Raw genomic sequence first — 19,516 nt, 5'->3', positions numbered from 1 at the left:
CCTGTGCTCACCGCCCCCCTCAAGGACCGGGCCGCGATATTCCGGGAGCGCCGCTTCGCGACGTTCTTCGCGGGTCACGCGGTCTCCAGCCTCGGCGACGCGGCCGTCCCCGTCGCGTTCGCGCTGGCCGCCTACCAGGTGTCGGGGTCGGCCGGCGGACTCACGGCGGTGCTGCTGTCCCTGTGGGCGGTCCGCTTCCTCCTCGTCGCCACCGGCGGCCGGCTCGCCGACCGTTACGACCGGGTGAAGGTGATGATCGGCGCCGACGTGCTGCGGATCCTGGCCCAGGGCGCGCTGGCCGTCGTCGTGGTCGGTCCGCTGCCGCTGCAAACCTGGCACCTGTGCCTGTCCGCCGCCGTGTACGGGGCGGGCACGGCCCTCTACAACCCCGCGCAGATCGGGCTGACCCCCGAGCTGGTCCCCGAAGGCAAGCTCCACTGGGCCAACAGCCTGCTGTCCCTCCTCGCCGACGTGGGCTTCCTCCTCGGGCCCGTGCTCGCCGGTGTCCTCATGAGCACGGTGGGCTTCTCCTGGGTGCTCTGGCTGGACGTGGCCTCGTTCGCCGTCAACCTCGGCTGCCTGATCCGACTCACCCGTCTGCACACCCCGGTCCGTCGGCGGCCGGAGCCGTCCGTGGAACCGGAGCACGGCACCGCCCCCGCGGACAGGGTGGACGAGGACGGCGACACCCGGTTCCGCGCCGCGTTCCCCGTCATGGCCCGCTATCCGTGGTTCTCCTTCGGCATGGCCCTGTGGTTCGTGATCTCCCTCAGCATCGGTCTGGCCGCCGTCGCCGGTCCGGTCATCGCCGTGGAGTCCCTCGGCGGCACGGGAGCCTGGTCCGTACTCGCCACCTGCCTCGCCGCCGGTTCCCTCGTCGGCTCCCTGGCCGTCATGGCGATGAACCGGCATCCGTGGAAGGCGGCGTCCGTCGTCGTGACCCTCGGTGTCGTCCTGCAGATGGCGGCCCTCACCCTGCGCGAGGAACTGCCCACCGCGGTCATCGGCGCCGCCTTCGCCCTGGCCTCCCTGACCATCGCGGCCTGCGGCATCATCTGGGACACGACCTACCAGAGCGAGGTACCCGAACGGTTCCTCTCCCGGCTCGGCTCCGTGGACAACTTCGTCAACGCCGCCGGCGTCCCGGTCGGCATGCTCATCGGCGGCGTGTTCGCCGCCCACTACGACACCGTCTTCGCCGTCGTCGCCGTTCTCCTCGTCCTGTTGAGCATTCCCGCCGCACGCCTCGCCGGACGGACGAGGAAGGCGAACGCGTGAACCGCGACGCATCCGTCACACCCCCTGATCTCGTCGAGACCCCCGCGGGCGACCGCATGCACCACCGCACCCGGACCGGATTCATCACCACCAAGGACACCCCATGACCGGCATTCCCACCGTCACGCGGCTCGGCCGGGCACCCGACGGCCACGGATGGGCACGAGCGGTCGTCAACCACGGCACCGTCTGCGAGGTCCTCCAGCCCCGCGACGACGGCAGCCTCACCGCGCACACGGTCGGCTCGGCACCCTCCCTGCACGTCACCCCCGTCGCCGGCGACTGGGTCCGGCTCGGCCACGACGGCCGCATCCACGCCGTCGCCCCCCGCACCACCACACTCGGCCGGGGTCAGAACTCCGGCCACGGACGCCAGGTCCTCGCGGCGAACATCGACACGGTCATGATCGTCGTCCCGCTGGAAGGCGGGCTGAACACCACCATGGTCGAACGCCTGAGCGTGATGGCCTGGGACAGCGGCGCCCAGCCCGTCCTCGTCCTCACCAAGAGCGACACCACCGACGACGCCGGTGCCGAGGGCACGGCCACGGCCGAGCACCTCAGCCCCGGTGTCCCCGTGATCCCCGTCAGCGTCCTCACCGGCGACGGACTCGACCTCCTGCGCGGCCACCTCACCCACGGCACCACCGCCGTCATGCTGGGTCCTTCCGGCGCGGGCAAGACCTCCCTGCTCAACGCCCTGGAAGGAACCACCGAGGCGGTGGCCGCCCCCGGCCGCGCGGGTGGCCGCCACACCACCACCACACGCCGCCTCCACCTGTTGGCCGGCGGCGGGGTGCTTCTGGACATTCCCGGCATCCGCTCCCTGGACGTGGCGGCGGCGCAGGCATCGGTCGACGACGTCTTCACCGACATCGCGGCCCTGGCCGTCCACTGCCGGTACGGCGACTGCGGCCACGACGGCGACGGCGACTGCGCGGTCGAAGAGGCCGCCCGTACCGGAGCCTTGGACGCCGACCGCCTCGCCACCTGGCGCAAGGTCCAGGCGGAGATCGCCTATCACCGCCGTCGTGAGGATCCGGCCGAGATGGCCGACGTACGCCGCCAGTGGAAGGCCGTCAGCAAACAGGCCCGCCGCACCCCCCGTCGCGGCGGGCACCACTGACGCCGGCAGTCCGGCCGGCACCGCTCGGCACGCGACCGGTCGCTTCGGTCGACCACGTTGCCGAGCGGATGCACAGGATCGCCGGCATGGCACTGCGACCTGTCCTGGTGAACACAAAGGCTCTTGACGACTCGGCGGTCGGCCGGTTCCGGGTGTCTCGAGCACGGGCCCTCCTCCCTTCGGCCTTGGCCATTACCCCACGAGTAATCGACCCCTGCGTCGACCGGCGGGCATGGTCTCCATACGAGCGGCAGCGGGCCGCGTCGGTGTGGCGAATCGAGGGGCTGGATGTTCGTGGGACGGCGTGGTGTGGTGGCGACGGTGGTCGCGGCGATCGTCGCGGGGGTGGCGACCTCGGCGGCAGCGCTACCGGGCGGCGAGGAGGGAGCCGGCGGGGGCGACTGCCGGGACGTGCGCGCCAAGGTCGAGCGGTTGGAGGGTCGGATCACCCCGAACGCCTGCGCGTTCATGCGGCGTCAGATCGCTTTCGGTGAGGCGCCGACCGGTACCCCGCCGGCCGCCGGGGAGCTGAGCCACCCTCGGGTGAAGGCCTATCTCGACATCTTCGACGAGGACGCCACTCTCTGGGAGGCGGGCGGCGCACCGCAGCGCGGCCACGGCGTGATCGGCACCTCCATCACCGGTTCGCTCAGGCTCGTGCCCGACCTGCGCTACCGGGGCACGGACGTGGTGGCCGACGGCGCGGTCATGATGTTCGGCCAGTGGAACGAGGTCACGGTCAAGGGCCACAAGGTGGCCTACCCGCAGATCGCGCGCAATGTCCTGGGGGACGACGGCAAGACCCTCCAGGCCCGCCGCTACTACGACCGCTACGCCCTGTTCCGGGACACCGTCCCGGAGGTGGCGCCCGAGGCCCTGTTCGACGGGATCGCGGACTCCGGTCCCGTCGCCTCCCGGAGCCCGGATCCGCAACCCCTGAGGGCTTCGGAGGTCCGAGACCGCCTGGCGGCGTGGAACGGGGAGGACATCGACGCCCTGCTCGCCCGGACGGGCAACGCACGACTGTCGGGCCCGGGGCTGGACGCGCCCCTGAAGACCACGGCCGGCAAGCGGGCCTACCTCCAACGACTCTTCGACAGGGCGGAGGTTCGGTTCAAGGCCGGCCAGGTCGCCTTCGGCAGCACCACGACGTACGTGGAGTGGCACGGCACGGCCTCCGGACCGAAGGGCAGGGACATCCCGTTCGGGATCGTGGAACGCTTCGGCCCGGGCGGTGAGTGGGAGCTGTACTTCGACACCCTCCCCCTGATCGCCGACCGGGACGAGATCGGCGCACTCTTCCAGGAGCTGGCCCAGCCCTAGCCCTTCCCGCACCGTCCCCGGGACACGTTCGGCGGCGGGGAGTTCCTCCCGCTCGACCCTGACCGCGACCGCCTTCCTCCGACGGGGCCGCGGACGGGGTCAACCGCCGGTCGGGATGGTCTTGAACTCGACGGGGCCGGTGCCCATGCGGAACTTGCCGTTGGAGTAGAGCGTCGGCCGCGCCTCGACGTTGCGTCCGCTGTACTGCTCCATGTGCCTGATCCGGACGCCCTCCTCGGCCGTGAAGTCGACCATGGCGATGGCCACCCAGTACGCCTGGGCCCGGGTGCTGAACAGGGGAACGGTGACCGTGGAGCCGCGGTTGTCGGTGACGACCACCCGCGCCCCGTACGACCGGAACGATCCGACGCCGTTCTCCACCGCGCTGTAGGCGCACAGCAGGACGTAGCCCTGGAGGTCGGGGCGGACGATGGAGACGGTCTCGCGCCCCGGCAGGCGGGCGTCGCCGTCCAGGGCGATGAACGGCGGGCCGGCGAGCGAGCCGAGGCGGCGGTAGTACACGGTCAGGTCGGAGGCCTTCGGCCGCTGCCCCCGCGCGGTCACGAGGTGCCTCGGGACCGACAGGGCGTACAGGTCGAGGTCCGCGCCGGCCTGCCGGCGCCGGGCGCTCCCGCCGTCCCATTCGAGGGTCGCGGTGACGACGACGCGGGGATCGTCCTTGCGCAGCGAGAGCACGTCCGTGCCGGACTTGGTGAGGACGACGTGCCGCGCGGCGGGGGCCGGCGGGGCGACCGGCCGGGCCGGGGCGGGGATCCGTACGGGTGCGGGCGCGACGGTCGGGGCGGGTGCGACGGTCGGGGCTGGTGTGGCAGCTGCGGCGGGTGTGACGGTCGGGGCCGGGCCGGGGTCGTCGACGACCACGCCGAAGTCCGTCGCGAGGCCGGCGAGGCCGGTGGCCCAGCCCTGGCCCACGGCCCGCACCTTCCACGCGCCCGCCCGCCGGTACAACTCGACCACCAGGGCCGCCGTCTCCCCGCTCACCAGCGGCGGCGGCTCGAAGACGATCCGCGTCCCACCGCACTCGACCGCGGCCCGCGGCGTGCTCCCCGCGTCGAAGGAGGCCGGTCCGTCCACACCGGCGTCGAGGGCGGCGACGATCGCGACGCGCTCGACCGACGCGGGGACCGCGACCAGGTCCACGGTGATCGTCGTGTCCGTCAGCTCGACCCCGCTCTCCACCGGATGGTTGAAGAAGACCAGGTCGTGGTCCGCGCGCACCCTGCCGTCGGCTCCGAGCAGCACGGCGCACACGTCGATCGCCGTGCCGGGCGCCGCGAGCCGGACCCGGCACGAGGACGCGGGCAGGGGGGCGTTGGCGCCCTTGGCGAGTCTGATGTCCATCGGTGGCCTTTCGTCGTGTTCCTGCGGGGCGGCCCCGTCCGCGGGTGTCCACCCCGTGCGTGCGATCAGCGTCCGGTGGCGATGAAGCCCGCCCAGGCGCTCAGGTCGTCGGGCACGATGCGCGGCAGCAGCCGCGCCGGCCCGTCGGGCGCGTGCGGCGGCAGCACCCGGCCCGGGTCCGCCATCCACCGCTGCGCCAGCCTCAGGGCCTCGGCGGGTTCGCGTCCCTCGGCCCGCAGGTAGTGGTGGGTCATGAACATCAGCAGCGACGTGGCCTCGTCGGGCACCGGCCACAGCGAGCCGACCACCGACCGCGCCCCGGCCGTCAGGAACGCCGTGGCGAGGGTGTAGGCCTCGTTGGTGCCGCGCCCGGAGACGTGGCTGCGGCAGGCCGCCAGCACCACCAGGTCCGGGTGGCCGTCGTCCGCGTCGCCGTCGATGGCTTCCGTCAGCTCCTCCGCCGCCAGGTGCCCGCCGTGCAGCAGGAGTGCCGCGCTGTGCCGTACGTTCTCCACCACCGTGGCGTGACAGGCCAGGTGCAGCGTGCCGCCCCGGCCGGCGCCGGACCGCAGCCAGGCGATCACCTCCTGCGGACTGCCCGTGCCGGCGGGCGTGGTGGTGGCGCCGGTACCGGCGCGGCCGAGGAAGGCGGCCCGCGGGTAGTAGGCCTCGCGCACGGCCACCGCCTCCCGGCCGGCGAAGGGCAGGTCTCCGGTCGGATCGCCGACGATGAGCGCCGCGTCCGTGCGGGGCCGCGCCGGGCGTTCGGCCACCTCGCACAGCAGTCGGGCGGAGGCGGTGTAGGTGAACTCCGCCGTGTCCAGCGCGTAGCGGCGCCCGCCGCCCACCTCGGCGCTCCAGGCGGCGTGCCACGGGACGGCCGACAGGTCGCCCATGGGCACGAGGACCAGGCGGGGCGTCCGGCCGGCCGGCGCGACGCGTACGTCCTGCCGCAGTCCGCGCGCCAAGGGGTCCGCCACCGCCCGCCAGGCCCATTCGCATACCTGATCGAGCCGCTGGGGAAACGACCGGACGCGTTGCGGGACGGGGGCACCCGGCCCGGCTCCCGCGTCCCGCCGCGACCGCCCGGTGGCGAGGGAGGCGAGGCGGTCGAACGCGGCGACCGGGTCGAAGCCGATGCCCCACCCCGGTCCGCCCGCTTCCGGCGCGGCGGCCGTGCCCCGCGCATGGCGGACCGGCCCGTCCTGTGGCCGGGCGAGGAGCCGGCGCATCGGCTCCGCGTCCTCGCGCAGCAGGGGCAGCGGTACGACGCCGGTCCGGCCGTCGGCCGCCACCACCAGCGCGGCACCGGCGTCTTCGCCGACGCTTCCCGCGGGCCCGGCGGGAAGCAGGTAGACCAGGGCGTCGCGCCCGAGCGTCCGCAGGGCCGCGGCCGTACGAGGTACGCCCGGCGGGGAGAGCAGCCGGTCGGCCGTGCCGTCGTCCAGGGCCAACAGGACGTCCAGGACCTCGCGGCGCAGGGCGCTCGCCGGCGGGGCGCCGGCCGCGAGCGCCCGTGCCCAGCGGTCCGCCAGCGGGCGGTACCCGGCGTCCGTCAGGCGTCGTTCCACGGTCCGGGCCGTCGTCGCCGCGTGCAGGACGAGGCCGCGGCAGGCGTCGAGCGTGGCGGCGGCCTCGGCCGGCCGGCCGTCGGCCAGGCACCAGTGGGCCACGGTCGACGCGGTGGCGCTCGCCCAGGCCGCGGCCGTCGCGGCGTCGGCCGTACCGGACTGGAGGAGCACGCCGTACGCGGTGGCCCGCAGCACGTCCGCGGCGATGCTCCGGGCGGCCTGTCGATCGCCCCGGGCCCGGTCGTCGCGCAGGCGCAGCGACTTGGCGAGGAGGAATCCGATGCGGGCGCGCAGCGGGTGCTCGGGGCCTTTGGTCTCTCGGTACGTCTCTTCCAGGGCACCGATGGCCTCGTCCAGCCGCCGGCGCCGCGACCAGGCACGACCGAGGACCGCTTCGGCGCAGCCGACGAAGCCGAGGAGCGTGCCGGTCATGAGCCACAGGTCGTCACCGCGGACGGCCAGCTCCCGGGCCGCGCCCAGCAGGACGGCGGCGTCGCGCAGGACGGTACGGTCCTCGCGATCCCGGTCCCGGGCCAGGCGGACGGCGCCCATCATGCCCAGCAGCGCGGCGCGTTGCGGCGGCGGCAGGTCCGTCGTGGAGCGGACGAGCTCGTGCGCGGCGACGTCGTGACCCACCGGTCCGGCGGCGGTCCGATCCAACCAGGGCCGCAGGGCCGCCCACCCCGGGTGATCGGGATCCAGACCGAAGGCCTCGGGGGGCAGGGAGGCGAGTGCCACGTCCCGCCCGTCGGCGGGTCCCGAGATCAAGAAGGGCGAGAGAACGGAGAAGGCGCGCTTGAGCGGAGCGAGGTCGGGCAGGCCCTCGCGTTCGGCCTCGGTCATCGCCTCCATGCGCCGGATCGTGTCCCGCAGCGCCCCCATGCCCGCCAGGACGTCGTCGTGGCCGCCGTTCATCACGCCGTGGAGGATCCTGAGGACGGCCCCCAGGCCGACCATGGCCTCCGGGTGCCCTGCCGCCGCCGGGCCCGCGCCGGGGGCGTCGGCCAGGTTCGCCGCCACGGCGGCCGCCTCGACCGCGCGGCCCAGGAGCGGACCGGCGCGCAGGGCCCCGTAGTGCGCCTGCGCGACGCTGACGGCCATCCCCGCGATCCGAGGGTCGGCGGGCCCGCTCTCGACGGTGTCCAGCAGTGCCCGGAGGAGATCGGGGGTGAGCCGCTTGCGTTCGGGGTCGAGCACGGGGGTGTGCCGCAGCAGGAACATCGCGTGCGCGACGTGTTCCCTGTCGCGGCCGGCCCCTTGCCGCCAGCGGCGCAGCAGTTCCTCGAAGGTCTCGGTGGGGCCGACGAGCCGGTCGACGGTCGCGGTCCAGTGCCTCGCGGCCGTCGGCGTGTCCGCGCCGGCCGCCGCGGCCGTCTCCGCTCGAAAGCCGGCCGCGTCGCGACCGGCGGGGTTCCCCCCGCCGTCGATGAGCTGCGCCCGGACGACGGCCCGCAGGAGCAGCGCCGACAGGAGCGGATTCGGTTCCTCGGTCCGGTCGAGGACGACGGCGGCGGCTCGGGCGGCGGCCAGCAGCTCCGCCGGCCGGTCCCCGGACAGGTCCAGGCGGTACGACGCCAGCTTCAGGTACGGGACGTGCGCGGGACCGTGTTCCGGAAGCCAGGCGTGGGCGGCGCGCTCCATCAGCCGCAGGGCCCGCGCCCGCTCCGCCGCGTCTGTGCCGCCGGTGGGGAGGTCGAGGAGGAACGAGGCCAGTGCGACGAGGACGTTCGGGACGGCCGTACCGAGGTGGGCGGGGGAAGCGGTGACGGCTCGGACGCGGGACGCCAGTGCGTCCGGCGGGCCGACGGACCCGTCCGTCCGCCAGGCCTGCACCGCGGAGCAGACGGCCAGGGTCTCGGCCCGTTCCGCGCGGTCGGCCCAGAAGGCCTCCTCCTCGGGCTCCGAAGCCGTCGCGGAGGCGGCCTGCCGGGCCCTGGCCGCCCGGCCCGACTCGGTGAAGGCGGTTTCCGCCTCGCGGAACAGGGCGGCGTCGGAGGTGAGTACCGCCTGGTCGAAGAGGGCGAAGCCCCGGCCGCCCGCGAGCAGCGACACGTCGACGGCGTCCGCGTCCTGCGCCCGCTCGGCGGCCGCCTGGGCCTCGGCGAAGCGGCGGGCGCCCTCGGCGAGGCCGGCGGCGTCGCCGTCCGCCGAGGCCCCTTCGTACAGCAGCCGGGCCAGGGCCTCCCGCGTGGCCGCGAGGTCCGCCGGTGCCAAGGCGAGTTCGCCGCCTTCGCCGTCTGCGCTCTCCAGAAGCTCGGTGTAGCCCGCGACGGCCCGTGCGCGGTCGGCGGGCTCGCCCGTGAGCGACCAACGCAGGGCGGCGATCTCGGGCAGGTGCAGACGTGCCCACCGGGCCGCTTCGGCGTCGACGGTGCCCACTGGGAGGCCGACGACGACGGCCACCAGCGTCTCGGCCCGGTCCACGGTCGCCGGCGTCGGGTGTTCGTCGTCCCCGAGGAGCAGTCGGGCCAGGTGCAGGTGGCCGCGGGCGCGCAGTTCCGCGGGCCCGCCGTCCGCCGCCAGGCCCCGCTCCAGCGCTGCCCGACCCAGTTCACGGTCGTACGGGGCCTGTTCGGGGTCCGCGTCGTCCGCCACCCGTTCGGCGCAGAGCACTCCGAGCAGCAGCCAGGCGCCGGCCGCCTCCGGGGACCCGGGGGCGGCCTGGCGCGCCTCCCCCAGCAGGAGGTCGCGGTCCCAGCGGGAGGCGTCGTACCACCGGCTCTCCCACGGGGGCGGCAGCGGGTGCGCGGGATCGAAGCGGGGGTGGCGGGAGCCGGTCATCGGGATGTCCCCTCAGGGTGCTTCGTCCGGGTACGGGGGCTGGGGTGCCGGGGCGCCGGGGCGCCGGGGTCGGTGTCGTCCCGGTCAGGGGCGCAGGACCACGCCGTGCCGGGTCGTCAGCCGGTGGACCTCCCACCACGTCACGGCGGTGACCGTGAGCGGGCCGCCGAACACGAACAGCAGGGCGAGCGGCACGGGTCCGGGCGGCAGGCCCGCGGTCAGGAGGCCGACGGGCACGAACTCCCACACCAGGAGGGCGGTCAGCAGACCGGGCAGGGCCTTGTGGATCTGGCCGGTCCCGAAGCCGGCGCGCACGACGACGGTCGAGGAGAACAACGTGAACGCCACGGCCCACACCAGCATGGCCAACAACACGACAGCGACCCAGAAGGCGATGAACGGGCTGCTTTCCCCCAGGGTGTCCGGCAGCGGCACGGTCACCAGCGCGAGCAGCGGTACGGACGTCAGCGCGCCCACGTACTTGGCCAAGGTGATCAGCGGGACCCGCAGCGTGCTCCGCATCCGGGCGTGCTCGCTCACCGACGCCCATCTCATGAGCAGGTAGACGAGCAACGGGGCGGTGAGCGCCAGCAGCCACGGCGCGATCATCATGCGTACGGCGCCGCCCACCATGGCGTCCTCGATGTCGTTCTGCGCCCCGTAGGCGAGGAGGAAGACGGACGAGGCCAGCACGGCGAGGACCGCGCGCGCCTTCTTCACCCGCGACAGCGGAGGGTCGAGGACCGGATCACGGTCCAGGCGGAAGACGCGGTGCGCGCGGTTGCGCGCGGACCGGACCAGCTCGTACAGGATCACGCAGAGGAGCCCTCCCGGCGTCAGCACGACGAGGGCGCTGACGCAGCCGTGTGTGGACCCCGCGAGTTGTCGCACCGACCGCCACTCGCGGTAGCCCTGCGGTTCCTCCGGCGCGGCGGCCGGACCCCAACTCCCAGCATTCTGCTGGCTGTTGCTCCAACCCTGGGCGGGGTAGGGGCCCGGCTGTCCCCAACCCTGGGCGGGGTACTGGGGCGCCGGCTGCCCCCAGACCTGCCCGGGCTGCGGCCCGGGGCCCCAGGGCTGCGGCTGGCCGGGTATGGCCCCGTGGCCGTACGGGCCGCCGGGGTTGCCCGGCGGTGTCGCGTTCGGAGTGGTGTCGGTCATGGTGTCCCCCTTGCGCCGGAGACCTCCGAGAGGGCGGCGCGGTGCTACGGAACGGATCAGGCGGAGGCATCCGGGCGACGGCGCGGTGGTACGGCCGTACGGGCGGGTGCGGAGAGACGTGCTGTACGTGTGCGGTACGAAGGTGTGCGTACGAAGGCGTGTGCGGGTGCCAAAGCGTGCGGTCGGAAGCGTGCGGTACGAAGGCGTGCGCGGGCACGCCGGGTGACGGTGACGTGCGTGCCCGAACGCCGTCACGGCCCGGCCCCCGAGCCCGCGCGCCGGACGGGTGCCGACCCCAAGTGAACCCCAACCCGCCCCGTTCGGGGGCCGTTTCACCGTCTACGCCCCGAAGACAACCCGGATTCGCCCTACGGGCGACCCGCGCTCTCTGCCAGGCTTGCCGCATGCCAACGGTCAACTGCCTCCTCGTGGGCATCGACGCCTACCCCACCCACCCCCTGACGGGCTGCCGCAACGACATCGCGTCCGCCGAGCGGTGGCTCCGGTCGCTCGGGGACCCCGCGGTGGACATCCGCGTGCTCACCGACGCCGAGGCCCACCGGTCGGCCTTCGTCGAGGCGATCACCACGCATCTGGGCGCGGTCGGCCCCGGGGACACCGCCCTGCTGTGGTTCAGCGGGCACGGCTCCGACAGGGCGACCGAGGATCCGCGGGAGGCCACCGGCCGGGCACAGGCACTCGTCTGCCACGACAGCCTCGACGACGGCGGCCTGCCCCTGGCCGACGACGAGCTGGGCGCGCTGCTGGACGGGATCGCGGCGACCGGTGCGCACGTCGTGGCCGTCCTCGACTGCTGCTACTCGGGCGGGGCGACCCGCGACGGCCTCGGGGCCCGTGGTCTGCCCTGGCGGCCGTCGTGGGACCGGGTCGCCCGCCGCGGCACCGAGAGGTCGGCCTCGGGGCTGGCCATCGGCACGCGCCGGCACGTCCTGCTGGCGGCGAGCCGCCTCGACGAACTCGCCTACGAGACCCGCGTCCCGGACCCGGCCATGGACCCGGCCGTGGATCCGTACGCGGACCCGTACGCGGGCCCGTACACGCCGACGGGGGCCTCGGCCTCCCCCGTCGAGCCGGGCAGCAGCCACGGGGTCTTCAGCGCGGCGCTGTTGGAGGTCCTCGCCGACCTGGGCCCGGGCGCGTCGTGCCGCGAGCTCCTCGACCTCGCGACGGGGCGGATGCTCGGCAGGCCCGAACGGCAGCACCCCACCCTCCACGGGCGGGGCGACCTCGGGTTCCTGCACGGCGGGCAGGTGCCCGCGTCGCGCTTCCGGCTGGGCTTCGCCCACGGGGCCTGGTCGGTCAACTGCGGTTCCGTGCACGGATTGCAGACGGTGGGCGGGGAGTTCACCGTACGGACCCCGTCGGGCGGGGCCGGGACCGTCGTGGTGCGCGAGGTGTTCCCCGAGCGGTCCCGGGTGGAACCGCTGGACGACACCGCCGGGGCCCTGGACCGCACCCGGCTCACGCCGGTCGTGCCCTCCGCCATGGCCTTCCGCCCCGCTGCCGTCACGGTGGCCGGAGGCGGCGCCTGGACGGGTCCGCTCAGGTCCGCGATCGAGGACCATCCGCTGCTGTCGACGGGCGGCGACGGAACGCCGCTGACCGTCGCCGTCGCGGACGGGGCGGCCCGGGTCACCGACGGCGTCCGCCCCCTGCCGCCGCTGCCGCTGCGCGGCGACGGCGACGTGGCGGGCGTCGTCAACGCCCTGTCACACCTGGCGCACTGGCACCGCGTGCGCACCCTCGCGAACCCCGACCCGCTGCTGTCCGAGCTCGTCCACCTCCGGGTGGAGCCGATCCTCGGCGCCCAGCACCTCTCGGCCACGGGCGAGCTGACGCACGAGTACACCCCTCAGGGGCAGCCGCCGCAGGTCCGCATCACGATCCACAACACCTCGGACCGCAAGCTCTGGTGCACCCTGCTGGACCTGACGGACAGCCACGGCATCTCCCACGCGCTCTACCCGGGCGACCTCGTGGCACCCGGCCACACGGCGTACGCCCGCAGGGGCGCCCCCACCCTGCTCTACCTGCCCGGCGACCGCCCGGTGCTGCCGGGCGCGTACGTTGAGGACTGGCTGAAACTCATCGTCTGCGAAAACGAGTTCGACCTCGATCCCCTCCTGCTCCCCGCCTGGTCCACCGAGAACGCGGGGCGTGCGACGCGCGGGGCGTCCGCACCGCTCCTGCGCCTCGACACCCTCGCGAGAGGGCGCGACGCGGGCGGTCCGCCGACGGTCGGCGAGTGGGGCACGTCCATGCTGGCTCTGCGCACCGTGGTCCCGGGCCCGGGACGACGCTGAGGGCGGGCGTCCGGGAATCCCCGCGCGGGCACTCGCGACAGGCGACGCCCGCGCGGGTCAGGACACGCTCCGCGACGCGGACACGGCGGGAGCGACCCTGGCCCCGTATCCGGAGAGCACCTGGTTCAGCCAGTGCTCGCCCTCCGGCGTACCGAAGTCGATCGGCGGGGCCGCGTCCGCCTCCAGCGGCTTCGCCGGGCAACGGTCCTCGAACAGCACCGTCGCCCGGTCGGCCGGCTCCCGCTTCGACGGCCACACGAAGCCCGCCGCCCAGGGCTGCGTCCGCTCCCTGATCCACCGGGCCCAGTCACGGGTCTGCGGGTACTCGGGGGGTTCGGCGTGAATCAGCCAGGAGTCCTGGCCGACGGCCGCGAGGTCGGCGCCCGACATCAGCGACAGCACCTCGATCTCCTCGGTCAGCCGCAGGAAGGACAGGCTCCGGCGGGCCACCGCGGCCCTCGGCAGGAGACGGAGCCCGCCGTCGGGACGGAAGGGCACCGACCGCAGCAGCACCTCGCTCACGGCGGCGCCCACGCCGAACCCCGCGTAGAGGAATCCGAAGGGGGCGCGGGCGGTGGCGTCGAACCGGCCGCCGCCGTAGAGCTCGTGCGCCGGAACGGGGTTGAAGGCCGTACCGGGACGGCGCGAGGAGTGCACCCGGTACAGCGGGGTCCCGGCCGGGAGGACCGCCTGTCGTGGAACGCCCGGCAGGGTGGCGGGCGGCGGCTGGTTCGGCACGTCAGTCCTCCTCGCCCGCGCCGGCGGCCTCACGGCCCGCCGTCCACAGCACGGCGTCGTGGCCGGTCCCGAGCAGTGCCGACGGGGGCCGCCCCCACCAGGTGTGCTCGGAGACCCACCAATCGGCCGTGCCCCACGGGTCCTCGGCCGAGCCGAGCAGGGCATTGATCCGGGCGACGACGTCCCAGAGGTCGGCGCCCGACTCGAACTGGAACGCCGGGAAGCGGCGCCTGCCCCGTGCGTCGGACAGGGCGATCAGGTCCCGGCGGGCCGGATCGCCGCCCGCCCGCACCACCTCCGCCTCGGACAACGCCGGCACGCCGAGCAGTCGTTCGCGTACCGGTCCGAGCCGGGGTCCCACCATGGGATTGCCGTCGATGACGAGCATGCACAGGTCTGCGGCGTCGAACCCGGCCGCGACCTGGGCCTGTGCCTGGGCCTGGGCCTGGGCTCCGGCGTACCGGGCCGGGTCGGTGTCGTCGCGCAGTCGCTCCGCCTCGTCCTCGGGCAGGGCGTCGAGCACGGCCCGTACGGCGCGCCCGACGGCCTCTTCGCGCGCCGTGGCCCCGGCCTCCCCCTCTTCCGCGCGGAGCCGGCCCAGCAGCACCGCGAGTTCGTCCCTCGCGGACCGCGGGAGCCGCGGCGCCAGACGGTCCCACCGTGCGGCGAACACGCCCAGCATGTCGGGTGGACTCACCATGTCCCCTCCACCACCTCGTCGCACCGGTACGCGGCCGGGTCCCCGGCCCCCTCCACCCGGCGGCCGTCCAGCACCCGCAGCAGCGTCCCCGCGACCGCGGGCCGCCGCATGACGAGGTGCACCTCGCGCCCGGCGCCGACGGCGGCGGCGAGCGCCGGCCACAGGGCGCTCACGCTCTCCTGCACGGGCAGTCCCCCGCGCCCGGCGCCCAGCAGGGCGAAGCAGACCGAGCGCAGCGGCGGATCGAAGAGCGGACCTTCCCGCGCCATCAGGGCCAGGGCCCCGGAGGCGGCGGCCGCGATGTCGCGGGGCAGGACGTCGTAGTCGTTCGAGCCGGCACGCGGGATCGCCACCGCCGCGTGGTAGACGCGGCGTACGCCCTGCCCGGCCAGGGCTCCGGCGGTCGTGGGGACGACGGTGCCCGCCGCCACCGTTCCGTGCGTCAGGCCGTGTTGCCCGCGCCAGGCGGTCAGCCCTTCCTGGAGCGGATCCTGGAGAACGGCCCCCGAGGCGTCCCGGACCTCCGCTGCCCGGCGCAGGGCGGCCGCGACCGAGGCCTTGTACGGGCCCGGCAGGTTCAGGTGGGTGTTGGTCGGCGCCACGACCACGTCCACCCCGCGCAGCAGTTCCACGGGGTGGACGTGCAGGACCACCCGCGCGTGGCGCCCCGCGCCGCGCAGTTCGACCCGCTGGTGCTGGAGGTCCGGAGCGGGCAGCGGGGCGGCCCGCTCGGCGGGCGTACCGGAGCGTGCGGCCGCGCCGTTCGCGGCGATCCAGCACACCTGTTCCGCCACCTGGTTCAGGACCATGCCCTCCTGGAACTTGCGGAACCGTTCGGTGCTCACCCCGTAGACCCCCGCCGCGAGCCGGCGTCGATCGGCGGCGGCCCGGCCGCGCATGGCCGTCGTGAGGCCGAGCGAGTACTCGGCTGCCTGTCGGAGCTCTCCCTCGCCGAGCAGTTCGACGGCCGTGCGCAGCATCCGCTCCACGGCCATCGGCCAGGCGACGGCGGCCGGTTCCGCGACACCGGCCGCGACACGACGCAGCAGCGGGACGTCGAGGTGGCTCAGCCGCGTCACGCCTTCGCGTCGGACGACCTTGATCTCGGCCAGCATCGACGCGGGGTCGAGCGGCTCCTCGGTCGGCCATGGCATGCCGCCCATCGTGGCACAGCCCCGCGCCCGATACCCCGTACTTCCCCGTTCTCGATCTGGCCCCCAAGCCCTTCGCGCAAGGGGCAGTGGGTGTTGCTGAAGCCGATGATCACGGCCGGGAGGCAGGAGAGGGCCGCACGGTCGGCGACCGGGGATCCTGGGTCCTGCGAGTTGTGGGAGTTCGTGCTGCGGGACCGGGGAGCCGGCCGCCCACCTGGCCGGCGTCGGCCGCACCGTGCACGCCGTCGACCTCACGGACAGCGCGAGCCCGCGAGGAGCACGGCGCCGTCGAGGGCGTGCTCCGGCCGCAGCTGGACATCGAGCGCGACAACGAGGCCCCGCATCCCTCGGAGGAGGAACGCGGGGCCGCCAGTGATCGGGGAATCGCCGCTCTGTAAGGGCTACTTGGGCATCAGGACGGTGTCGACGATGTAGACGTTGGCGTTGGCGGTCTTGACGTTGCCGCACACCACGTTGGACGTGCCGTTGACCTTGTACGCCTCGCCGGAGCCGGCGGTGGTGACCATGCCCTTCTGGAGGGTCTCGAAGCTGCCGTTCTCCAGCTGCTGGGGCGTGAGCTTCCGGCCGACGACGTGGTAGGTCAGGATCTTGGTGAGGGTGGCCTTGTCGGCCAGGACCTTGTCGAGGTCGGCCTTCGGGATCTTCGCGAAGGCGTCGTTGGTCGGGGCGAAGACGGTGATGTCCTTGGCGTTGTTGAGGGTGTCCACGAGGCCGGCCTGCTTGACCGCCGCGACCAGGGTGGACAGGGCCGGGTTGTTGGAGGCGGCCGTGGCGACCGGGTCCTTGGCCATGCCGTCGAAGGAGCCGGCGCCCTCCTTGGGCACGCCCGCGCAGGCGGCACCGAAGGGCTGGTCGCCCGTCATCGCGTCGCCCGAGGGGGTGGCGCCACCGGTCTTGGCCTCGTCGCCGGAGGCCGCCGAGGGGGCGGCCTTGGTGTCGCCGCCGGAGTCGGAGCACGCGGCCAGGGAGAACGGCAGCAGGGCCGCGGCGGTGACGGCGATGGCGGTACGGCGGATCTTCAGGCTGTTCATGATCTTCCACTCCGTGAAGGTTCGGTGGTACGGGGATTGCGAGATGGCTGGTTGGGCTGGTCGGGCTGGTTGCACTGCCGGATCCGGCCCGGGGGGCCGTTCCGGTGGTCTAGGGGACGGTGACGAACACGCTGTGTCTGCCGCTCGCGCCGTCGGGGATGGTCCGCGTGCGCTGTTCGGTCTGCACCGTCCCGGTGCCGTCGGTGGCGCGGACGGTGATCGTGTGGCCGCCGGGGCCGGCCTGCCAGGGGTAGGACCACTGGCGCCAGGTGTCGACGGTGGCCTGGGGGGCGAGGTCGGCGTCCTGCCACGGGCCTTCGTCGACGCGTACCTCGACGCGGGTGACGCCGCGTCGCTGTGCCCAGGCGACTCCGGCGACAACGACGGTGCCGGCGGCGGGGCGGGCGAAGGGCTTGGGGGTGTCGATGCGGGCCTGCGTCTTGATCGGCGCCCTGCGGGCCCACTGGCGCTTGACCCAGTACGGGTCGTAGGCGTCGAAGGTGGTGAGCTCGATGTCGGTGATCCACTTGCAGGCCGACACGTACCCGTACAGGCCCGGGACGAGCATGCGGACGGGGAATCCGTGGTCGAACGGCAGGGGTTCGCCGTTCATGCCGATGGCGAGCATCGCGTCGCGGCCGTCCATGACGTCCTCGACCGGTGAGCCGAGGGTCATGCCGTCCACCGAGCGCGCCACCAACTGGTCGGCCTTCCCGCCTCGGGACGGTGGCCGGACTCCGGCTTCGCGCAGGAGGTCGGCGAGGGGTACGCCGAGCCAGCGGGCGTTGCCGATGTAAGGGCCGCCGACCTCGTTGGAGACGCAGGTCAGGGTGATGTCCCGCTCCATGAGGGGGCGGGCCAAGAGCTGCTCGAAGGTGTAGGTGCGAGGACTGCCGACGCCTTTGCCGTGGATGCGCAGGCGCCAGGTGCTGGCGTCGACCCTCGGTACGGTCAGGGCGGTGTCGACGCGGTAGAAGTCGCGGTGGGGGGTGCTGAAGGGGCTGATGCCGGCCACCTTCAACTGGACTCCGGCCGGAACCGCGGGCGCCGGGGAGGCGGGCGCCGGCAAGACGAGAGCCTCTCGGGAGGCGACGGCGCCCTGGCCTCGGCGGCCGGTCAGGAATCGGCCCAGGACCCCGGCGGATGCCGCCGCCGCGGCGGTCACCCCGGCCGCGGCGAGGAAACCACGCCTGCTCCAACCCTCGTTGCCGTCCTCCCGTCCGTCGGTATCGGCCCGGGCAGGCACGGGCAAGGCGGGGACGGGCAGGGCCTTCGACGCGAGGACGTACAGGACGACCGCTCCCGCGAGGGCCCCGGCGATCGAGGGCAGCGCGTCGGCGATGCCGGTGGAGTCGGGACGGCCGAGAGCCGCCGCTGAGCCGACGATCCCGAACAGCAGCACGCCCGCGGCGCCGGCGCGCCGGTGGGACAGGGCCAGGACGCCCAGGCCGACGGCGATGACGGCGAGGACCGCGAGGATCCCCAGCTCCAGGACCGCCTTGTCGTTCTCGCCGAACGTCCGGATCGCGAAGTCCTTCACCGCGGCAGGGGTCCGGTCGATCACCGCGCCCCCGACGACCGTCACGGGCCCGGCCGCCGGACGCACCAGCCCGGCGACCAGCTCGGCCACGGCCAGGGCCGTGAACGCGGCCAGAAATCCGGCCAGGGCGCCCCGTGCGGCGCGGGAGAGGGTGTCGCGGAAGCTGCTCACGTCCGGGATTCGGCAGCACCCACCCGGCGGATTGGTCAGACCCTCGAAAGAGTGACTCGCCGGTTCGTGTTGCCTTCACCGGCCCCGACGCCCGCACCGTCCACGGCGAGGCCGCCAACGGGGCTCCGGTCACCGTCGTCGCCTCGGAGGGACGGAACGAGGCCGTCGTCACCGCGGTCGACCTGCCCGCCCCGGCTCGGGCAAGGCCTACGGCTGTGGCTCGCCCACGACGGCGCCATGGGCCCGCCTGACCGAAGGCCCCCATCGCGCGGCACGTCCTCGAACGTCCTGCCTCAGTCGGTGCCGTGCGGTACCGGATAGTGGATGATGACCGGATCGCCGGTGACGTAGTTGGCGACATCGGCGGCCAACCGCCGGCCGTGTGGCGAGGTCAATGCGGCGTCCATGGCGGCGGCGTCGGCGAAGTCGGCTTCGAAGACCGCGAAGTAGGGCGTTTCGCCACGTCGAAGCTGTGGCGCCACGCGAGCGGACCGGGCCAAGACCTGACCAGCGGAAGGTGGCTGGTCACGTAGTAGTCGCGGAAGTGGTCGGGGTCGGCGGGCTCGGAGTAGAGGACGACGAGCCTATGCATGACGACCTCCGTCCCCAGGCGTCAGGGTGCTGCCCCATTCGTAACGCCCCCACCCGGGCAACATGCGCGCGAGCCGTGCGCCGACCTGGTCGGTACACGGCGGTTCAGGCACGACTTTCCGCGACATCGGCTCCCCCATCGGGTTTGTTTCGGAATCAGAAACGCTGGGTGGATGCTAGTGTTTCGAATAACGAAACACAAGGAGGGTCATGTCGACACCACGCCCAGGAACACCGGTTCGTGGATCGACCACCGGCCGTCCCCTCATGGCCGCGATGGACCTGTTCGGCCGTCGGTGGGCGCTGCGCATCCTCTGGGAACTGCGTGAAGGTCCGCTCGGCGCCCGCGCGCTGCTCGCACGGTGCGAAGGACTGTCCTCCAGCGTGCTCTACCAGCGGATCCGTGAACTCACGTCGAGCGGGATCATCGCCCCCTCGGCCGAGGGCTACGAGCTGACTCGGCTGGGGGCCGCACTCCGCGACGCACTCCGTCCGCTCGACGAATGGGCGACCACCTGGGCACAGGAGCGGGAACACGACGATCAGGAACCGACGGAGACCTGAAGACCACAGCCGACCAAGTCGGTTGGCGCGTCGGGCAGGACCGGGGGGAGCCTGCCCCGGCGGGCACTGTCGCTGGGGTG

General features: G+C 74.1%; 13 protein-coding genes and 1 pseudogene. 5 read left to right on the top strand and 9 right to left on the bottom strand.

Going from position 1 to position 19,516, the window contains the following annotated elements:
• The first annotated feature begins 3 nt into the window (after positions 1 to 3).
• The 3 genes from ACZ6ZI_RS20725 to ACZ6ZI_RS20715 all read left to right on the top strand — a co-directional run bounded on the left by ACZ6ZI_RS20725 (position 4) and on the right by ACZ6ZI_RS20715 (position 3,727).
• Positions 4 to 1,278 carry an MFS transporter gene (locus ACZ6ZI_RS20725; protein ID WP_469522832.1) on the top strand — a complete coding sequence of 425 codons (1,275 nt, stop codon included), beginning with the start codon at positions 4 to 6 and terminating at the stop codon, positions 1,276 to 1,278.
• 103 nt (positions 1,279 to 1,381) lie between these two features.
• Complete coding sequence (rsgA, locus tag ACZ6ZI_RS20720; RefSeq protein WP_469522829.1) at positions 1,382 to 2,404, top strand: ribosome small subunit-dependent GTPase A; 1,023 nt, start codon at positions 1,382 to 1,384, stop codon at positions 2,402 to 2,404.
• A gap of 294 nt (positions 2,405 to 2,698) precedes the next feature.
• On the top strand, positions 2,699 to 3,727 hold the full coding sequence (locus tag ACZ6ZI_RS20715) for a hypothetical protein (RefSeq protein ID WP_469522826.1): 1,029 nt from the start codon (positions 2,699 to 2,701) through the stop codon (positions 3,725 to 3,727).
• Between the two features lie 99 nt (positions 3,728 to 3,826).
• On the opposite strand, the gene ACZ6ZI_RS20710 is transcribed toward ACZ6ZI_RS20715, so the two are convergent.
• The 3 genes from ACZ6ZI_RS20710 to ACZ6ZI_RS20700 all read right to left on the bottom strand — a co-directional run bounded on the left by ACZ6ZI_RS20710 (position 3,827) and on the right by ACZ6ZI_RS20700 (position 10,602).
• Positions 3,827 to 5,089, bottom strand: a complete 1,263-nt coding sequence (locus ACZ6ZI_RS20710; RefSeq protein ID WP_469522824.1) for a TerD family protein — start codon at positions 5,087 to 5,089, stop codon at positions 3,827 to 3,829.
• A 65-nt stretch (positions 5,090 to 5,154) separates the two neighbouring features.
• The gene (locus ACZ6ZI_RS20705) at positions 5,155 to 9,441 is read right to left on the bottom strand and encodes a CHAT domain-containing protein (protein WP_469522821.1); all 4,287 of its coding nucleotides are present in this window, start codon (positions 9,439 to 9,441) and stop codon (positions 5,155 to 5,157) included.
• 84 nt (positions 9,442 to 9,525) lie between these two features.
• Positions 9,526 to 10,602, bottom strand: a complete 1,077-nt coding sequence (locus ACZ6ZI_RS20700; RefSeq protein ID WP_469522818.1) for a hypothetical protein — start codon at positions 10,600 to 10,602, stop codon at positions 9,526 to 9,528.
• 404 nt (positions 10,603 to 11,006) lie between these two features.
• Here ACZ6ZI_RS20700 and ACZ6ZI_RS20695 point away from each other — a divergent pair, with 404 nt between their 5' ends.
• The gene (locus ACZ6ZI_RS20695; RefSeq protein ID WP_469522815.1) at positions 11,007 to 12,926 is read left to right on the top strand and encodes a caspase family protein; all 1,920 of its coding nucleotides are present in this window, start codon (positions 11,007 to 11,009) and stop codon (positions 12,924 to 12,926) included.
• A gap of 57 nt (positions 12,927 to 12,983) precedes the next feature.
• On the opposite strand, the gene ACZ6ZI_RS20690 is transcribed toward ACZ6ZI_RS20695, so the two are convergent.
• The 6 genes and pseudogenes from ACZ6ZI_RS20690 to ACZ6ZI_RS20665 all read right to left on the bottom strand — a co-directional run bounded on the left by ACZ6ZI_RS20690 (position 12,984) and on the right by ACZ6ZI_RS20665 (position 18,873).
• Positions 12,984 to 13,664, bottom strand: coding sequence for an RES family NAD+ phosphorylase (locus ACZ6ZI_RS20690; RefSeq protein WP_469522812.1), 681 nt, complete (start codon positions 13,662 to 13,664; stop codon positions 12,984 to 12,986).
• A gap of 1 nt (position 13,665) precedes the next feature.
• Complete coding sequence (locus ACZ6ZI_RS20685) at positions 13,666 to 14,364, bottom strand: hypothetical protein (RefSeq protein ID WP_469522809.1); 699 nt, start codon at positions 14,362 to 14,364, stop codon at positions 13,666 to 13,668.
• A complete protein-coding gene (locus tag ACZ6ZI_RS20680; RefSeq protein ID WP_469522807.1) occupies positions 14,358 to 15,518 on the bottom strand; it encodes a macro domain-containing protein in 1,161 nt (386 codons plus the stop codon). The genes ACZ6ZI_RS20685 and ACZ6ZI_RS20680 overlap by 7 nt, the downstream gene beginning before the upstream one ends.
• A gap of 401 nt (positions 15,519 to 15,919) precedes the next feature.
• Entirely contained in the window at positions 15,920 to 16,570 is a 651-nt protein-coding gene (locus tag ACZ6ZI_RS20675; protein ID WP_469522804.1) for a fasciclin domain-containing protein, read from the bottom strand.
• A gap of 109 nt (positions 16,571 to 16,679) precedes the next feature.
• A complete protein-coding gene (locus ACZ6ZI_RS20670; RefSeq protein ID WP_469523443.1) occupies positions 16,680 to 18,290 on the bottom strand; it encodes a sulfite oxidase in 1,611 nt (536 codons plus the stop codon).
• 284 nt (positions 18,291 to 18,574) lie between these two features.
• Positions 18,575 to 18,873 (bottom strand): annotated as a pseudogene (locus ACZ6ZI_RS20665) (EthD family reductase).
• A 266-nt stretch (positions 18,874 to 19,139) separates the two neighbouring features.
• Here ACZ6ZI_RS20665 and ACZ6ZI_RS20660 point away from each other — a divergent pair.
• Positions 19,140 to 19,436: a winged helix-turn-helix transcriptional regulator gene (locus ACZ6ZI_RS20660; RefSeq protein ID WP_469523442.1), complete on the top strand. Its 297-nt coding sequence runs from the start codon at positions 19,140 to 19,142 to the stop codon at positions 19,434 to 19,436.
• Positions 19,437 to 19,516: the final 80 nt, after the last annotated feature.

Source organism: Streptomyces sp. NPDC103540, assembly GCF_055584445.1.
The sequence above is the reverse complement of the archived record's forward strand: the minus strand, read 5'-3'. Positions and strand labels throughout refer to the sequence as shown.